The following is an 18,412-nucleotide window of genomic DNA, read 5'->3' on the forward strand; positions in this document are numbered from 1 at the left end:
ATTTATATAATGTAATACGATGCCTACTTAATGGGTTTTGATAACAATTTGTTAAGAGCTCAGAATATATTCTAAATTCACTTCGAGCTCATCGTTGATATAGCTTTCTTCTAAAAGTGAATCTGATAATAGTTTTTTGTTCTCCTGGAGGTTGATTATTTTTTCTTCTACCGTATTTTTAGAAATAAATCGAACAACATTCACTTTGTTTAACTGTCCAATTCGATGCGCTCTTCCCACACCCTGTTTTTCTGCAAAAGGATTCCACCACGGATCAAGGAATAAGACATAAGACGCTTTAGTAATATTTAAACCAACACCTCCTGCTTTCAATGAAATGAAAAACAACAATGGTTCTTCTTTTTCCTGAAATAATTTTACCTGTTGTTCTCTTTTACTTGCAGGTGTGTCTCCTGTAATTTCGCAATATTGGATTTTGTTTTGCTTGCACCAGTCTGTATAGAATCCAAGATTTGTGACAAATGAACTGAAAATAATAACCTTTTGTTTTTCATGGACTAAAGTTTCCAGATAATTAGTTACTGCAATATATTTTCCAGAATCAATTTCTGATTCCTGATCTATCATTTTAGGATGATTACTTAACTGTCTTAACTTCATCAGCGTATTAATAATACTGATTTTATCTGTTCCGGAACCATCTGTTTTGAGTAAAAAATTACGCGCTTTTGATTTTTCTTTTTCATACAGTTTTTCCTGTTCAGGATCCATGTCGCAATAATAAATCTGTTCTGATAATGCCGGTAAATCCTTTAAAACCTGTTCTTTGGTTCGTCGCAAAATATAAGGCTGAACAAGATTTTTTAGTTCCAATAAGCTATCCTCATCCTGTCTTTTTTCAATAGGAGTTTTAAAATTATCCATGAAAAACTTATAATTCCCCAGAATATCAGGATTTATAAACTGCATCTGCGACCATAAATCGTCCAGTGAGTTTTCAATTGGCGTACCACTTAATGCAATTTTATGCGCTGTACTAATCTTGTTTATTGCTTTAAAAATCTTAGAATCTTTGTTTTTAATGTATTGACTTTCATCTAAAATTAAATAGCGAAAATCATATTTTTCTAAAATAGAAATATCCCTATGGATGATGCTGTAACTCGTAAAAATTAAATCAGTTGTGGCTAATCTGCTTACTAATTGTTTTCGGTCGTTACCCACATATTGCATTTTTGAAAAATGTGGTGTGAATTTCCCCGCTTCATTAAACCAGTTAAAAACCAATGAAGAAGGCAAAACAATCAAAGCTTTAAGTGGTTCTCTTTCGATAGTTGTTTCGTTTGCAAACAAATCAAAATTGGTAGTTTTGGTAGTAAACCCTAATTGTTCCTGTACGGCAACCAAAACAGCCAAAGTCTGCAGTGTTTTTCCAAGTCCCATATCATCAGCGAGACAAGCCCCTAAATTCGAATTGAAATGACCTAAAAGCCATTGTACACCTTCAATTTGATACGGTCTTAAAGTTGCTTTCAGTAATTCAGAAGCTTTGTATTCAGCTTTGTAAGTTACATCGTCTTTAATTTCCGGAATGGCATCCAGAGCAGTAAAATTGCTTTTACGTAAAAGGAGATTTCCGTTTTCTGTTTTAGCTAATTTTGCCAGCGAACTGTATTTGCTAAACCATTCCAGCGGAATAAGAAAATAATTTCCGTCAGGCAATTGAAAAAGTCTTTCTTTACTTTTTATGTTTGGAATGATTTCGCTGAAATTAATTTTATACGTTCCAATCGTAATGATGATTTTGATATCAAACCAATCTCCGGTAGTTTCTTTTGAAGCTAAAACAGTATGGTTTTCTGTAATGATTTCTTTGCTTTCGGCTTTCAGATTTTCAATTGTAAATCCTGAATTTTCCAGTTCTTCTTTATGATCAATAATAAATTGAATATTGATATAAGGATCTGGATTCTCAGCTTCTGAAGTTAATCCGTAGAATTCATTTTTAATTATGCTTAAACCAAGTTTTGCCAATTTATTGGTATAAAAAACCTCATCCGGACTTCGTTTAAACTGAATTATTTTAGGTTGATTGGCAATGCTGAAATCAACAAACGAATGTGTTTTTTTTGTTTTAGAAGCATCAAAAGAATATCCGTCATAATCAAAATAAAGATTAAGATAATAACAGTTTTTGAAAAAATCATGAACGGGCTGAATCGTGCAGGAAATAATTTTATCACGATTTTCTACTTCAAAGCCATTTGCTTTAATATCGATTTTTTTTGCTATTTCAGGAATGAAACTTTTGAAATAATCATCAACTAATTTTGATGGGATTTCAATTGATTTTTTCTTTAAAAAAGGGGTTAATTTTTTGGCGTTAAGTTCTTTTAATTGTCCTAATTTTTTATTGATAATCAACCAGCCCGGTTCATCCAAAAGAATATCGGCTTTGCTGTCCATTGGCGAAAAAGCAGTTTCGTTTTCTTTTAAAGAAAGGGTATAAGTAATTCCTTCAGCATGTTTGTCAAACTGAATCTGCGGTTCAAAATAAAGCGGACTTACATCAACTTTGGAGCGATAAAAATCTTTTTCTGGTCCAATGTTAAGAGATAACGGAAATTGTTCTTTTATAATTAAATCATAAAAGGAACCCAAATGAAATTTTAAGTGCTGACGAATCGCAAAATCAATTTTTGAATCTTTCTGCAAATCCGCAATAGTTTTAGCCGATTTGATTTTGGCACTGAACTTTTTAAAAATAAATTCAGGTTTTAAAGATTCGCAGGCAGTCAGTATTTTTTTTGAATTAGAATCTAAATTATCAAAAAGAATTCCAAAGCTTTGCATTACGCCGGGACTTGCTTTTTTGTCTAAATATTTGATCTCATCAGTGTTTTCAACAATATAGGCCGTTGGAAGAAAAGTATTCAGGTTTTTTTCTAAACTGATGTCAAAGCAAAATTGAAATGATTTTGTAGGTTCCAAGATTTAGGGATTTGGTTAGGCTTGTATTTTGGGAATAGGGCAAAAAAAGAAAGAGTTTTCAAATTATTTCTATTTTGAAAACTCTTTTTAAATGAACTTATATCACTTATATGGTGAAAAATTAGTTTTCCGGTTTAAAACAAAGTGGAATAATCTCGCCTTTTGCCAGGCAATATTTTTCAACCAGTTCCGGTGCAATTTTATTGGTATAATCTTCTTCGATTACAATAAAACCAATACTTCTTAATTTGTCAAAGTAATCACGGCCATAAATACGAACGTGATCGTACTGACCAAATATTTTTGCACGTTCTTTTTGATCTGTAATCGAATCATCTGCAAAAGTAACTTCACGGTTTAAATCCTGCGGAATTTGAAGAATCGCCATTCCGCCCGGTTTCAAAACGCGGAATAATTCCTGCATCGCTTTTGTATCGTCAGGAATATGTTCTAAAACGTGATTGCATAAAATCACATCATATTCGTTGTCTTTAAAAGGTAAATTACAAATGTCTGCTTTTACATCTGCCAAAGGCGAAAATAAATCAGTTGTTGTGTAATCAAGGTTTTTTTGTTTGCGGAATAGCTTATAAAAAGCCTGCTCCGGAGCAAAATGCAATACTTTTTTGGGTGCTGTAAAAAAATCAGTCTGATCGTTTAAATACAGCCAAAGCAAGCGATGTCTTTCTAACGAAAGTGTACTTGGCGAAAGCACATTGTTGCGTTGTTTTCCGTATCCGTAAGGTAAAAATGATTTAAAGCTTTTACCATCGATAGGATCTGTAAATTTATCTCCTCTTAATGAGAAAGCTAAAATGGGACGTGCCACATAACTTAAACGAATTAACAATGGACGCGGTATTGTATTTAAGACTAGTTTGAATAGTTTTTTCATGGAGAGCTGTTTCGCAGAGTTACACAAAGTTGGCACAGAGCTTCACAAAGTGTTTATAAATCTTTTTATGTTGTTTTTTAAAATTTTTGAATCAAAATTAATTAATAGTCCTAATGGATAGTTTCCTAGCTTTAAATATGTAAGTATTTGCGCAAAATGTACATCTGTAAAAGCTTCGACAGTTTTTAATTCAATGACAATTTTATTTTCAATTAACAAATCTATTCTATATCCGTGATCTAATTTTATGTCCTTGTATATTATGGGTAAAGCTTTTTGTTTTTCAACACTTAAACCAGAATTCATAATTTCATAATACAAACACTCCTGATAAGCAGATTCTAATAAGCCGGGACCTAATTGTTTGTGAACTTCGATTGCTAAACCAATAATTTTATATGAAATAGTATCTAGTTCTTCTTGAGAGATTAAATTTTCAGCATACATTTTAAAAGGCGTATAAATAACTTTGTAAATCTTGGCGTATATCTTTGTGAATCTCTGCGGAATAATTATAATACTAGCGGCACTTTTCTAAATTCGTCCTCTTCGTTACTTTCGATTCCTAAAGCTTTATAGATGTATTGAAAAGTCGATAATAATTCTGGCTTACCATCAATTAATGCTACATCATGTTCGAAATGCGCACTGGCTTTTCCGTCTGCTGTGGTAATAGTCCAGCCGTCTTTATGTTGTTTGATGTTTCTTGTTCCAAGGTTAATCATGGGTTCAATAGCTACGACCATTCCTTCAACAAAAAGTTTTCCGCGGCCACGTTTTCCGTAGTTTGGCATTTCCGGTTCTTCGTGCATTTTTTGCCCTAAACCATGTCCAACCAATTCACGAACTACTCCGTAACCGTGAGATTCAGTATATTTTTGAATCGCATTTCCAACATCTTCTACACGATTTCCGGCTCTAAATTCTCTAATTCCAACATAAAGAGATTCTTTAGTTACTTTTAAAAGTTTTTTAACTTCAGGAGCAACTTCTCCAATTTCGAAACTATAAGCATGATCGCCATGATATCCGTTTTTAAATGCACCACAATCTACAGATATTACATCTCCGCTTTGCAAAGGCGTATTATTTGGGATTCCGTGTACAACCTGAGAGTTCGGGCTCATACAAAGTGAATTCGGGAAATCATACAATCCAAGGAAACTAGGAACTGCACCATGATCACGAATGAATTCTTCGGCTAGTTTGTCCAGATATAATGTAGTAACTCCTTCTTTAATTTCAGAAGCAATCATTCCTAATGTTTTAGATACGATCAAAGCACTTTCGCGCATTAATTCGATTTCCTCTCTATTTTTTGGGATAATCATATTTTTCAGATTTTCAGTTCGCAAAAGTACAATTTTTAATTAAAATTTTTCGAGTTATTTTTTGCCACGAATCCACGAATTAGACAAATTAAATTTGAATGTTGATTTCGCAAATTTTCTTTATTTCAAATTTATAAACACTGTTTTTTTAATAAAATTCGTGAATTCGTGGCTATTTAAAGATAAAGAATAAAGAACGATCTCGTAAAAAAGCCCTAAATTAGTAGTATAAACGATTGAAATTATGAAAACTACTATAGATCAGGATATATCCAAAGTAAAAGCTTTACGAAAAATGAAGCAAAATGCTTTGGCACTTTTAGGAATTGCAGTGTTACTTTTTGTCATTGCAATTTATTTTAAAATTCCAATGTTACAGGCTTTTAGTGAAGCGGCAATGGTAGGCGGAATTGCCGACTGGTTTGCTGTTGTAGCCTTATTTCGTCATCCGTTGGGAATTCCGATTTGGCACACAGCGATTATCCCGACAAAAAAGAATGAAATTGGAGAGAATCTGGGAAATTTTGTTTCGGAGGAATTTCTGAATCGGGATAAATTAGAAATTAAACTCGAAGAATTCAATTTTGCCACAAAAGCTTCAGATTGGCTTTCGCAGGAAGAAAATGCAGATAAAGTAGCTAATGTGGTTGCCGTAAATATTATTCCGGGAATTTTAAAGACTATTAAAGACGAAGATATAAAGAGATTTATTCAGGTTCAGTTTGCTGCAAAACTGGAAGGAATAAATTTTGGGAATTGGGTAGCATTAGCTCTGGAGCCTTTACAGAAAGGAAATGTAAAAGATCAGCTTTTAACGAATTTACTTGAAGTGATGAGTGCAGAATTGACCAATAATAAAGAGCTGATCCGAAAAAAAGTAAAAGCCTCAACACCTTTTCTGAGTTTTGGTCTTGCCGATAAAAGCATAACAGAAGGTGTTTTTAACGGATTGCAGGATTTTTTGAATGAAGCCAAAAATCCGGAAAGTGCTGTGAGAATTAAAATTGACGAATACGTTTATAATTTCCTCGAAAAAGTAAAAAACTCTGAAGAAATGAGAATTAAAATCAACAATATGATTTTAAATTTTGTGGGTAAAAAAGAAGTTCAGGATTATATAAACGGAATTTGGGATGAAATAAAATTATCAATCACAAATGATTTGGAAAAAGGGGATGAGTCTTCGATTAAAAACAATATCGCAAGTTTGATTCAGGGTTTCGGAAACGGAATTAAAGAAGATACAATTATGATCGATAAGATCAATAATTTTATTAAAAATGACTTATTATCCATTCTTCTGAATAATAAAAAAGTGATTGGAGATTTGATTTCGTCAACCGTAAAAAGCTGGGACGGCAAAGAGGTTTCAGAAAAACTGGAACTTGAAATTGGAAAAGATCTCCAATACATTCGTATCAACGGAACTTTGGTTGGCGGACTTATTGGTCTGGTAATTTATGGAGTTGAGTGGCTTTGTCATTTTGTTTTTTAACCATATAAGTGATATGAGTAATTATAAGGCAGTATTTATTTACTGAAATAAATCATGTAAGAAGTATATAATCGAATCAAGATTTTTTAAGTTTTACATTTTACTATAAAATAGTTCTCGCAAAGGCGCAGAGTCGGAAAGTTTATTTTCCTTTACTATTCTGCTACGCCTTTGCGAGATTTTTTTAAGTTCTATTTAAATGAACTTATATCACTTATATGGTTAATAAATTAATCAGGATTTGCCATGATTTTGAAAAGTTCTGAGTTCGAAATATAGAAACGGTTTTCTAATGCAATAGAAGCTAGTTTGGCGCTCACTAAATTATTCTCACGAGTGTTGATCAAAAATAAAGAGCTTTCTCCAAAAGAAAACAAACGTTCTTCAGAAGTGAGCATCGTCATATTATTTTCTACCAAATCTTTCGCCAGCTTTTTTTGTTTCACCAGTGAATTGATTTCTATTTTTTGTGCACTTATTTTATTCGTCAATTGTGTCTTTTCGAGAGCCAGTGCAAATTGACTTTCCTGAAGTTTGTATTTCGCCAGTTTCAAGCTTCCGCGTTCTTTTCTAAGAAACAGCGGAAAATAAAATTCTAAGCCTACTTTATAATCCTGAAAACGATAATTATCAATATAACTCGGTTCTGCCAGATAGGAGTATCCTACATTGATCTTAGGCAGTAACATGTTTTGTTTAAGGTCTTTTTCTACATTTAGAATCTCTATTTTATTTTGCAGTGCATTTAGTTTTGGATGTGTTTCCAGGCTAAAATCACCTTGTAATAAATCGTTTGTTTTTAAAGTTTCCTGTAAGGTATTTTCAAGAGCTGCCTCAGGAACCAATTCATCTGAAAGTTCTAACGGAATGTTGTTGTCAAGCCACATAAAATTGGATAATTCCAGTTTTGCTTTGGCTAATTTTAATTTAGAATCTTCAAGGCTTAAAGCTCTGTTTTTTACAATAATTCCCGCTTCAATACTATCTATCGCCGGTTTGTCGCCCTGAGTAATTAAAGATTTAATTCCTTCTAAACGTACTTCGGCATTGTGGTTGTACGTTTCGTAAAGCTTCATTTCTTCAAAATTCTTCTTCCAGTTAAAATAAGCAACAGATGCATCATACAAAATGCTTACTGCCTGAAGCTTTCTTTCCGCCTGACTTAATTTGATCTGAATTTTTGCTTTTCGAACATCGGCCATTCTTTGGTTAATGAATAATCCCTGACCAATAGGAACGCTGATTCCAAACGAGGTTAATCCCTGATTTGGCGTTGTATTTTCAGGATTTAGATAAACACCTTCATTGTTGTCAAATCCTGCTTTTAATTCGATTCCGTACCAGGTTGGGATTTTAAAACTGCTGTTTAGAATAGAATAATATTCTTTGTCTTTGAATTTCTTCTGACTAAAGTCGACTTCTATTTTTGGATCAAAACCACCTCTTGCCATCATCAGATTGGCTTGTGCTTTGCTTATTTCTAAATTGGCGTTTTTAACCAAAGGATGGTATTTTTTTACATATCCAAGAAACTCATTATAAGTAAGTTCTTTAGAAATGGTTTCCTGACCAAAAGCGGTAAAGCCCAAAAACAGAAAAGCTATAAGTATCCGTTTCATTATTTTTTCTCTTTAGTTACTTTTTCACCCGTTTTGTAATAATTAGGAGGAAATCCGTTTAAGGTTCTCCAGATCTCAAACCAGATTGGTACAGTGTCCAGTAAAGCAATAGTTTGAGCGCCGGAACCAATACTCAGTTGTTTTGGCCAGTGTGCTTCTTTAGGATCAGGAGCTATCAGGATTCTGTATTTTCCGTTTGTGCTTATAAAATTTTCTATCGCAACTACTTTTCCTCCAAAGGTTCCGTATGACATATCAGGCCAGCCGGCAAATACAATTGTTGGCCAACCGTCAAACCAAACACGAACTTCTGCTCCTTTTCTGATCAAAGGCAAATCTATTGGGTTTACATAAGTTTCTACAGCAATATCGTACTGAGACGGCATTATGGTAGCAATTGGCGTTCCTTCTTTTATCGTTTCGCCCAAACCTGCCTGCAAAGCTCTGTTGATGTAGCCATTTTGTGCTGCTTTGATATAATACATACCATTTCTTAAACTGTAGTTGGTATATTGGTTTTCTAATTTGCTAACCTGAGCTTCTGTGTCAAATTTATTGCTAAGAGTAGTAAACTGATCACTTTTTGCTTTGGCTACTTTTTCAGAATACTCAGCCGAAATTCGGTTAATCTCAACTTTTGCATTGATGTATTCGTTTTTACTGGTCAGGTATTTGTTTTCCTGTGTGATAATTTTGGCATCAACATCTTGTAGTTTTAAACGTTTCTCTTCGACATCAGTAAGAGGTTTCAAACCTTCTTTGTTTAATTGAACCGAACGATTGTATTGCGTGTTGGCAATTCGCAATTGTGTTTTTGCTGCAACAAGGTCAATACTATCACTTTTTATTTTTAAAAGCGATTGTCTTACTTTGTTTTTTGCCTGTTCGAGTTTTAGTCTTTTTTCGTTTTCTATAGCCTGAATCTGACTTGAAAGTGTCTGAACTTTTTCGTCATACGATTCCAGAGAGTTTTTCTTGGCATCAACCTGATTTTTGGTGTTTGCAACCAAATTTGGGTCCATGTAATCCTCTTTTATTTCAGAAATAAATAAAATAGTATCGCCTTTTTTTACAAAATCACCTTCCTGTACATACCATTTTTCTATTCGGCCAGAAATTACACTCTGTATCGATTGGGGTCTTTGGTTCGGTTTTAAGGTAGTTACGGATCCTGATCCCGAAACATTTTGTGTCCACGGCAGGAAAAGTGCAATTATCCCTAAAATTGATGTGCCTATTATGATTTTATTTAAAATTTTATAATGCGGTCTGTTGCTCAGATTTCTTACAGTCTCGTATTGATCAAGTGACTGTAATTTGGTTTTATTGTCAGAGATATTTAACATGGCTTATTGTTTTTTTTGATCAAGTAAAATAATACCGTTTTGCATTGTTATTTGTCGTGTCGATTTTGTTTTCCAATGCGGATTTTTAGAGGAAACAATAACAGTCCAGTTGTTTTTATCCGAAGAGATAAAATCAATGATTTCATTGGCAACACTTTCATCCATTGTATCTGTTGGGTCTTCATAAAAAAGAATCTTTGGCTTATGAATAATACTTCTGGCTAACAGGATTTTTTGTGCATTAGAAGATGATAATTGTCGTCCTTCAGGATAAATATGAGTATCTAAACCTTTTGGTAATAATTTTATAAAAGAACTGAGCTGTACTCCGTCAAGAGCCCATTTTAGATCTTCAGAACTTATGCTTGGATCATTAAAGGTAATGTTCTCAATAATGGTTCCTTCAAAAGGAGTTTCGTTATGAATGATAGTACCAATTTGTGCCCGATATTGTTTGATGTCTATTTTCTTGAAAGTATCATCATTGATGTAAAAAGCACCTGAACTTTGTTTTAATAAACCGGATAATAACCTGATAAGAGTTGTTTTTCCTGAACCGTTTTCGCCATCGATTACGATTTTTTCTCCCTGCTCAATTTTAACAGTAATAGAATCTAGTGCGTTGGTTGGTGAATCCGGGAACTTAAATTTTAAATTTTCAGTTTCCAATGTGATATTTGCGTAGCTATTATCGCTATTAGATTCTGTGTTTTCTTCTAATTCTAAATCAGTTACCTGTCCTATTTTTTCAACAGAAGTTAAAACATCATAAAAACTTTCCAGTCCAAGAATAATCTTTTCGACAGAAGTAATGACTAATAAAATGATGATTTCTGCGGCAACAAACTGCCCAATATTCATTTCCTGACTCAATACCAAATATCCTCCAATAGACAATAAACTCGCAGTTATAATCACTTTAAAAACAATAAGCTGTGTAAATTGTTTTTGGATAACCTTAAAATGTTTTTCTCTGTAATTGATATAATTGGTTACGATTGAATTGTTTTTCTGAAGTGCAAAATCGTAGTTTAAGGCATTTCTGAAACTAAAATTATTTCGTGCCATTTCCTGTAGCCAGCCCGCAACTTTATATTTGAATTTGGATTCTTTTAAACTTGTTTCTAATCCTGATTTATATGAAAACCTAAAAATAAAGTATAAAAGCAGAAATAATAAAAAACCAAATACAATAAAATAAGGATGATACAAGGACAACAAAATAAGTCCAAAAACAATCTGGAGCAAAGCAGCCGAAAAATCTGTTAATAATTTTGAAGTTCCTTTCTGGATGGTTAGAGTATCGAAAAAACGATTCGTTAATTCCGGCGGATAAGTGCCATACAATTCCTCCGATTTTATTTTGGGTAAACGCGCTGCAAACTCAAACGAAGCACGAACAAATATTTTTTGCTGCAGGTTTTCTGTAATTCGCAATTGCATCAACGATAAAATTCCAACCAGAGCAACGCCGGCAACAACCAGTATAATAAGTACGATCCAGGATGCGCTAACTCTTCCGGATTGTATAAAGGCAATAATGGCCTGAATTCCTAACGGAAGCGATAAACTGATTAATCCGGCAAAAATAGCGTAGAAAAAGATTTGGTAAATATCTTTTTTGTCTAGTGCGAGTAAATTGTAAAATCGTTTTAAAGGTGTCATATTTCTTCTTTTATAATTAGCGTAAAACGTTTTCTGCAAGGTTTAGATAAAATTGGGTAGTGGTAACACTTTCATTGCAATCTGTAATCGTTTTTAGATGATCTGTTAGAAAATGCTGATGCAAGCTTCCTTCAACAATGGTTGAAACTAATGATTTGGCAAATGGGTAATCCGGATTTACTTCTTTTACAATAGCCACAATACGATTGATAAGTCTTTTGTAGATTAAAAAAAAGCCTTCTTTGTTTTCCTGGTCGACTTCTTTGGTATGAAGTGTTTTGGTGAATTCGGCAATTATTATTTTGTTTAAAATTGCTTCATTAATATGATCGGTAAAGAGGTCGTCACTTACTTTTTCGGTAACAATTGTAATGGCTTTTTTTAGCTTTTCTTTCTTATCAATGATGTTAGCGGTATTAAAGACTAGTTTGTATTCGATCCAGCTCCAGTACCATGAAGATAAATATACTAATAATTTATGCTTGTTTTCGAAATAACGGTAAATAGAACTCTCGTTTGATCCTATTTTTTCTCCCAGTTTTTTAAAGGTGAAATTATCAAAACCAATATCGTCTATAAGAAGAATACTTTGTTCTACTATTTTTTTTCCCAATGCAGATGTTTCAGGATCTTTTACGTAGATCTTTTCGTTTACCTGCATCTTTATGTTTGATAGTATAATTTCCATAAGAATTATTTTAAATGCAAATATAATAGTATTACTATCAATATAGAAATTTTAACTCTTATTTAAACAAAAAAAAGCTGCTCTGGTAATAGAGCAGCTTTTTAAAGTCATATTAAAAAAGATTTACAACAATGAATGACAAGTCATTGCATTTGGTTGCTGAACTCCCATTAATTCTAAAATAGTAGGAGCGATATCACCTAAAACACCATCGTGAATACTTTTAAGATCTTTATCTACTAAAATAATCGGCACCGGGTTTGTTGTGTGCGCAGTATTTGGGCTTCCGTCAGGATTAATCATGGTTTCACAATTTCCGTGATCGGCAATTACAATTGTAGTATAATCGTTTGCAAGAGCTGCTTCGATAACTTGTTTTACGCAAGCATCAACGGCCTCACATGCTTTTATTGCAGCACTCATAATTCCTGTATGTCCAACCATATCTCCGTTAGCAAAATTCAAACAAACAAAATCAACTTCGCCTTTGTTTAATTCCGGAACAAGAGCTGCTGTAAGTTCGTAAGCGCTCATTTCTGGCTGTAAATCATAAGTGGCTACTTTTGGGGAATTTCTCAAAATACGTGATTCGCCTTCAAATGGGGTTTCTCTTCCACCTGAAAAGAAAAATGTTACGTGTGGATATTTTTCCGTTTCAGCAATACGAATTTGCTTTTTATCTGCTTTTTCTAAAACCTCACCAAGAGTTTCGTTAATGTTGTCTTTGTTGTAAACAACTTTTACGTTTTGGTAAGTTTCATCATAATTTGTCAGAGTTACATAATACAAGTTTAACTTGTGCATGTTTTGCTCGTGAAAATCGTGTTGCGAAAGCGCTTCTGTAAGTTCACGTCCTCTGTCTGTTCTGAAATTAAAGAAGATTACCACATCACCTTCAACAATTGTAGCTAATGGTTTTTCGTTTTCATCCACCATCACGATAGGCTCAATAAACTCATCAGTAACATTATGGGCATAACTGTCAAGAACACTGGCAACGGCATTTTTTGACGGAGTACCAATGGCATTTACAACTAAATCATAAGCCAGTTTTACGCGTTCCCAACGTTTGTCACGGTCCATTGCATAATAACGACCAATGATCGAAGCAATTTTTACCGGTGTATCTTTAATGTGATCTTCTAAGTCATGAATATATTTTGCTCCGGATTTCGGGTCAACATCACGGCCATCTGTAAAGGCGTGAACATAAACCTGATCTAAGCCGTACTCCTGAGATGCGTCGATTAATCCGCGTAAATGAGAAGTGTGAGAGTGAACTCCACCATCAGACACTAATCCTAAAAAGTGAACTTTTTTATTGTTTTCTTTAGCATAAGTAAAAGCATCAACCAGCACTTGTTCTTTGGCAAGTGTTTTGTGTGCTACGGCAAGATTTATTTTGGCTAAATCCTGGTATACAATTCTTCCGGCACCCAGATTCATGTGACCTACTTCACTGTTTCCCATCTGACCTTCAGGTAAACCCACGTTTAATCCGTCAGTTCTAAGTTGTGCATTTGGGTAATTTTTGTAAAGACTGTTTATAAAAGGAACATTTGCGTTGTCTATTGCAGAAACTTTAGGGTCAGGAGATTTTCCCCAACCGTCTAAAATCATAAGGATTACTTTTTTGTTCATCATTTTTGTTTTTTACAAAGATAAGTCATTTCTAAAATAGGCAGGAAAAGCAATGATACATTTATGTTTAATAAAATGAAGCGTATTAAAAAATATTGATTTTGTTGAAGAACACTAAATTTTTTAAAATTAATTCACGCCAGACTCTTTTTCTGAGCTTATTTTTGATGGTGTTGTAGCTGATAAAATATTTTAGACTTACAGAAAAGATAGGATTTAAAGCTTCATTATGAGCTAAACCCGGTACATTGTTTTTAAAGTTGATAACTCAAAATTAGAAGTATCATTTCTTTGTAAAACCGGAAGTTCAAAGAATTGAGCCTGAAAAACTATTTTTTTATTTGATTCTATATGAAAAAGTAAGGATAAAAGAATTCAATACTTAAAATAAAAAACTGTTTTTTACGCTAATAGTTACAGCTTTACGATTTAAAAGCAGTATTTGTTTATGTTTTTTTTAAGAATTTCAGTAAAACGTTGAGGTTTTTTGCAGAAGTAAATCTCTTACAGAAATAATATTTTTATGTTAATTATGTTAAAATTTAAGCAAAAAACGCCTGATTTCCAGGCCTGTATTTTGGAGGCTATCAAATTTTTATATTTTTGCCCTACCCAAATTTAATTATTAACCTAAAGAAATTCAATGATTTACAAAATTTATCCGCTGCTTGTGTTTTTGTTATTATCTTTTGGTAAAGATTCAAAAAACACCTCCGAATTAAAGAATGCAACAACAAAGACTTTCGCAAAAGTTGAAAAAACACTTACTGTTGATGCAAAAATTGCAAACATTTATGAAGCATTAAAATTGAACGCAAACAATTTTAATATTCCTGAACTTAGAACTTTTTCTGAGGCATTAAAAGGTTTTTATCTTTTAAAAGAAAGAGGTATAATTCAGAAAAACATTCTAACGTTAATTGATTTTAGTCTGTCATCAAATACCAAACGTTTATGGGTAATTGATATGACTACGAATACCATTTTATTTAACTCTCTCGTTGCTCACGGAAGAAACACCGGCGAAGAATTTGCATCGGCATTTTCAAACACCAATTCATCTTTTAAAAGTAGTTTGGGCTTTTATGCAACAGGCGAAATCTATCAGGGAAAACATGGTGCTTCTTTACGTTTAGACGGTTTAGAAAGAGGTTATAATGACAATGCCCGCGAAAGAGGAGTTGTTATGCATGGAGCCGATTATGTTTCGGAATCTTTTATCAGAGAGCACAAAAGATTAGGCAGAAGCCAGGGATGTCCTGCATTGCCGGTTGAATTGACTGCTGAGATAATCGAAACGATTAAAGACAAATCATGTTTGTATATCTACCATCCGTCAAGAACTTTTATGATGGAGGAGAAGCTAATTTCTTAATTTAGCATACAAATCTGAATCAAGATTATAAATATCAGCTCTGAAAATGAGCTGATTTTTTTTGCTCCATGCTGTCCAGTACCATTGGTATAAAGCATATTTCTTGGTGATTTTAATGCTGGTTGTTTTCTTAGAAGCAATCAGAGTGTCGATTTTGTCTTTGGACCATCTTTCAGAATCATCTAAAATATGTTCTGCTAATTCCAACGGATTTTCTACACGAACACATCCTGAACTTAAAGAGCGATTACTTCTCCCAAAATAATTACGGTGATTTGTGTCATGTAAATACACACTGTGATGATTTGGGAACAAAATTTTCATCAATCCTAATGAATTATTGTACCCCGGACTTTGTACATAACGGTAATTTCCCGGTTTGTTTTCGTTCCAGGCATTAGGTTCTACCACATTTCCTGAAGTATCATAAATTGTAATGTTCTTGTTGGCAAGATAGTTTCGGTTTCGTTTCATGGCCGGAACAACATCCTCTTTTAATATGGTTGGAGGAACTGTCCATGTTGGGTTAAAAACAACTGTTTTTAGTACAGAGGTAATAATAGGAGTTTTTCTTTTACTAGTTCCAACGACAATATTTCGCACCAAAGTTGTATCCTGACTTTCGACTACGTTTAAGCTGTAATCCGGAATATTGATGATGAAATAATTTTCGGCTAATTCCGTAGTGTACCATCTCCAACGCTCTAAGTTGGCGATAATTTGTTGTTTTCTTCTTTCTTTCGAATAATTTAATGCGCTTATCGTTCCCGGACCAATCACGCCATCATTGGCTAAACCATGTCTTTCCTGAAATTTTTTAACAGACTCAAATGTTTTTTCATCGTAAATTTTGGTCAGACTGTCTTTTCCGGACATGTCTTTCCAGAATAAAAGTCTTTTTTTGATGTTGACTAAAGCAGGATTGGTATCACGCAGTGTAATTTTGCTTAATGATTCGATTTTTGATAATTCAGAATCATCCGGAAATTCATCAATAATTTCAAGCGCTTTTAATAACTGCTTATACGTTTGTGATTTTGACTGAACATTTTCTACAATACTGTCTAATTTGTTTTTATTAAAAGCTTTGATCAGTATATTATTAACATCAAACGTCTTTTCTTCTAAATCCCAATCCGGATATAATTTCTTAGGGTCCAGTTTTCCTTTATATAAGTGACTTAGATATTTTTCGAAGTTGTAGGTTAATAAGATGTCGTAAGTTGCCAACTCAGAATCGGTCAGAGTACCAATTTTGCTTTCGAACTTTTTAAGTTGTGAAGCTTTATAATCTTCAGGATCTAAACCAAGATCTTCTGCTTTTTCCAGTTGCGACAAAACATAAGTTCTCTTTTTGAGATTTCCCCAAACGGTTTTGTTTTCTGATGAGTTATAAAACTGCTTTAATGTTTCGCTTTTAAATGTGCCTATAAGTGCAGTGTCAATTTCTACTTTTCTTTCGTCAGTAAGTATGATTGCCGGGGCAGTTTTTTTCACCGCCGGAATTATTTTAGGAGTTTCTTTTTTACAGGCAATAAAAATGCATATTACTAAAGAAAAGTAAAGTTTGTTCATTCTATAATTTTTTAAACATTAAATAATGTTCGCCAACGTCTTTAATGTCAAAAGGCTCACCCTGGGGTTGGTAATCCATTTTTTTGTAAAAACCTACAGCAGCGGTTCTGGCGTTGAACCAAATCAAATCAACTTTGTTAGCATTGCAGTAGGTTTCACAATGTTTAACTAAAGCTTCTCCAAATCCTTTTTTCTGATGGGTTTCTAAAACTGCCATCCCACGAATCTGAGCTTGATTTTGCTCGGCAAATATAGGATTGATTTTATCGTATAACGAAATAATTCCTGTTAAATTTTCATCACTAAATAAACCAAAGTGATGCGTGCTTTCTAAATCGTCTCCTTCAAAGATACAACTTTCTACAGGTTTGCCTTTTCTTAAAACAGGTTGGCGAACAGCATAAGTTTCTTTTGAGTGTATTTCTGTAATAATATTCATAATTTTGGAAAAATAATTGATTTTATAACTTTTTAATTTTAAATAGGTTATAAATAATTGTTGATTTTTATTGATTTTTTTTGCGAAAAAGCTTGTTTTGAACTTAACTTTCTTTTTATATTTGCACCACCAATGCGAAAGTAGCTCAGTTGGTAGAGCTCCAGCCTTCCAAGCTGGTTGTCGCGAGTTCGAGCCTCGTCTTTCGCTCTAAAAAAACCGGAATTTAATCGTTTCGGTTTTTTATAAAAATAAATAATTTTTGATTTTTATTTTGTTTAAAAGAATTAATTATTTATATTTGCACCCTGTTAATGCGAAAGTAGCTCAGTTGGTAGAGCTCCAGCCTTCCAAGCTGGTTGTCGCGAGTTCGAGCCTCGTCTTTCGCTCTTCAAAAGCCTCAAACATTGTTTGAGGCTTTTTTGTATTTGTATTTTTTGAACCATATAAGTAATACAAGAAAGGGTGAGTTTCTTTTTTGTCAAGTTCTTTTTAAATGAACTTATATTACTTATATGGCTGAAATTTATTTCAGATTGCTTAAATCGCTTTCCGTTTCTAATTCTACGGGATTTTCATTTTGTAAAAATAAACGAGCAGATAAATTTCCTTTTAAGGTAATTGTATCGCCTTTTACTTCAAGCCAGCTTCCTTCTCTTAAACCTAAAACCGGAATTGCATTAAACGCGTGAAATTCTTTAATTCTTGTTTCGCGGGTTTCACCCATATGTTTAGATTGTAAATCCGGATCTAAATAATGAGGGTTTAAGTTAAACGGAATCAATCCTAGCGTTTGAAAACTTGGCGGATAAATAATAGGCATATCGTTGGTGGTTTGCATAGACAGACCGCAAATGTTGCTTCCTGCGCTGGTTCCTAAATAAGGAGTTCCGTTTTTTACTGTTTCTGAAAGTAGCTGCATAATGTTGTGTTTGTACAGCTGCGTTACCAGTAAAAAAGTATTTCCTCCACCAGTAAAGATACCTTCGGCATTTTTGATGGCATTTTTAGGGTTTTCAAATTCATGAATGCCTTTTACTGAAATATGGATAGAAGAAAAAGCGTCTGAAACCTTTTTGGTGTATTCGTCATGCGAAATCCCGCCCGGGCGTGCAAACGGTATAAATAAAATGCTTTTGCAATTTTTAAAATGAGATTGTAAAGTAGGTAGTAAATACTCTAAATAGCTGCCTTCGTGGAGTGTAGAAGTGCTGGCAATAATAATGCTTTTCATAAAAATTAAACTCAGATTGTTCATGCTAAAGATATTAAAAACTCTCATTTTGCATATGATAAATTGGGTTTAATTAACATATTTTTACCAAGTCCTTAATACTAAATTTGGAATACATTAAGATATTTTTACAGCTTTAAGGAAATCTCTAAATTTTTGT

The 18,412-nt window shown here is 33.3% G+C and carries 14 protein-coding genes and 2 tRNA genes; 4 read left to right on the plus strand and 12 right to left on the minus strand.

The annotated features are described in order from the left end of the window. Window positions 1–51: 51 nt before the first annotated feature. The 4 genes from A4F88_RS18400 to map all read right to left on the minus strand — a co-directional run bounded on the left by A4F88_RS18400 (window position 52) and on the right by map (window position 5,178). Window positions 52–2,952, minus strand: coding sequence for a DEAD/DEAH box helicase (locus tag A4F88_RS18400; protein WP_082815805.1), 2,901 nt, complete (start codon window positions 2,950–2,952; stop codon window positions 52–54). A 121-nt stretch (window positions 2,953–3,073) separates the two neighbouring features. Next, a complete protein-coding gene (locus A4F88_RS18405) occupies window positions 3,074–3,847 on the minus strand; it encodes a class I SAM-dependent methyltransferase (protein WP_068844191.1) in 774 nt (257 codons plus the stop codon). Window positions 3,848–3,889: 42 nt separating this feature from the next. Beyond that, a complete protein-coding gene (locus A4F88_RS18410; protein WP_068844192.1) occupies window positions 3,890–4,294 on the minus strand; it encodes a GxxExxY protein in 405 nt (134 codons plus the stop codon). A 65-nt stretch (window positions 4,295–4,359) separates the two neighbouring features. Next, window positions 4,360–5,178, minus strand: coding sequence for a type I methionyl aminopeptidase (gene map, locus A4F88_RS18415; RefSeq protein ID WP_068844193.1), 819 nt, complete (start codon window positions 5,176–5,178; stop codon window positions 4,360–4,362). Between the two features lie 244 nt (window positions 5,179–5,422). Between map and A4F88_RS18420 the strand changes: the two genes are divergently transcribed. Continuing rightward, window positions 5,423–6,673 carry a DUF445 domain-containing protein gene (locus tag A4F88_RS18420; protein WP_068844194.1) on the plus strand — a complete coding sequence of 417 codons (1,251 nt, stop codon included), beginning with the start codon at window positions 5,423–5,425 and terminating at the stop codon, window positions 6,671–6,673. A gap of 230 nt (window positions 6,674–6,903) precedes the next feature. Here A4F88_RS18420 and A4F88_RS18425 read toward each other — a convergent pair whose 3' ends face one another. The 5 genes from A4F88_RS18425 to gpmI form a co-directional block, all read right to left on the minus strand. Then, a complete protein-coding gene (locus A4F88_RS18425) occupies window positions 6,904–8,292 on the minus strand; it encodes a TolC family protein (RefSeq protein WP_068844195.1) in 1,389 nt (462 codons plus the stop codon). After that, the gene (locus A4F88_RS18430) at window positions 8,292–9,638 is read right to left on the minus strand and encodes an HlyD family secretion protein (RefSeq protein WP_068844196.1); all 1,347 of its coding nucleotides are present in this window, start codon (window positions 9,636–9,638) and stop codon (window positions 8,292–8,294) included. The genes A4F88_RS18425 and A4F88_RS18430 overlap by 1 nt, the downstream gene beginning before the upstream one ends. Before the next feature lie 3 nt (window positions 9,639–9,641). Next, a complete protein-coding gene (locus A4F88_RS18435) occupies window positions 9,642–11,303 on the minus strand; it encodes a peptidase domain-containing ABC transporter (protein WP_068844197.1) in 1,662 nt (553 codons plus the stop codon). Window positions 11,304–11,319: 16 nt separating this feature from the next. Continuing rightward, entirely contained in the window at window positions 11,320–11,991 is a 672-nt protein-coding gene (locus A4F88_RS18440) for a TetR/AcrR family transcriptional regulator (RefSeq protein ID WP_068844198.1), read from the minus strand. Between the two features lie 123 nt (window positions 11,992–12,114). Beyond that, window positions 12,115–13,632, minus strand: a complete 1,518-nt coding sequence (gpmI, locus tag A4F88_RS18445; protein ID WP_068844199.1) for a 2,3-bisphosphoglycerate-independent phosphoglycerate mutase — start codon at window positions 13,630–13,632, stop codon at window positions 12,115–12,117. A 643-nt stretch (window positions 13,633–14,275) separates the two neighbouring features. Here gpmI and A4F88_RS18450 point away from each other — a divergent pair. Continuing rightward, window positions 14,276–15,007 carry a murein L,D-transpeptidase catalytic domain family protein gene (locus A4F88_RS18450; protein WP_068844200.1) on the plus strand — a complete coding sequence of 244 codons (732 nt, stop codon included), beginning with the start codon at window positions 14,276–14,278 and terminating at the stop codon, window positions 15,005–15,007. Here the strand turns inward: A4F88_RS18450 and A4F88_RS18455 are convergent. Beyond that, entirely contained in the window at window positions 14,996–16,582 is a 1,587-nt protein-coding gene (locus tag A4F88_RS18455; RefSeq protein ID WP_068844201.1) for a L,D-transpeptidase family protein, read from the minus strand. The two genes, A4F88_RS18450 and A4F88_RS18455, sit on opposite strands and share 12 nt — an antisense overlap. 1 nt (window position 16,583) lies before the next feature. Beyond that, complete coding sequence (locus tag A4F88_RS18460) at window positions 16,584–17,021, minus strand: GNAT family N-acetyltransferase (RefSeq protein WP_068844202.1); 438 nt, start codon at window positions 17,019–17,021, stop codon at window positions 16,584–16,586. A gap of 134 nt (window positions 17,022–17,155) precedes the next feature. On the opposite strand from A4F88_RS18460, the gene A4F88_RS18465 reads away from it, so the two are divergent. Further along, window positions 17,156–17,228: transfer RNA gene (locus A4F88_RS18465), tRNA-Gly, on the plus strand. Between the two features lie 106 nt (window positions 17,229–17,334). Beyond that, a tRNA-Gly gene (locus A4F88_RS18470) sits at window positions 17,335–17,407 on the plus strand. Window positions 17,408–17,544: 137 nt separating this feature from the next. Here the strand turns inward: A4F88_RS18470 and pepE are convergent. Further along, on the minus strand, window positions 17,545–18,252 hold the full coding sequence (gene pepE / locus A4F88_RS18475; RefSeq protein ID WP_178368494.1) for a dipeptidase PepE: 708 nt from the start codon (window positions 18,250–18,252) through the stop codon (window positions 17,545–17,547). Window positions 18,253–18,412 lie beyond the last annotated feature (160 nt).

It is taken from the genome of Flavobacterium chilense, from assembly GCF_001602525.1.
In the GTDB taxonomy this organism is placed as follows: Bacteria; Bacteroidota; Bacteroidia; order Flavobacteriales; family Flavobacteriaceae; genus Flavobacterium; species Flavobacterium chilense.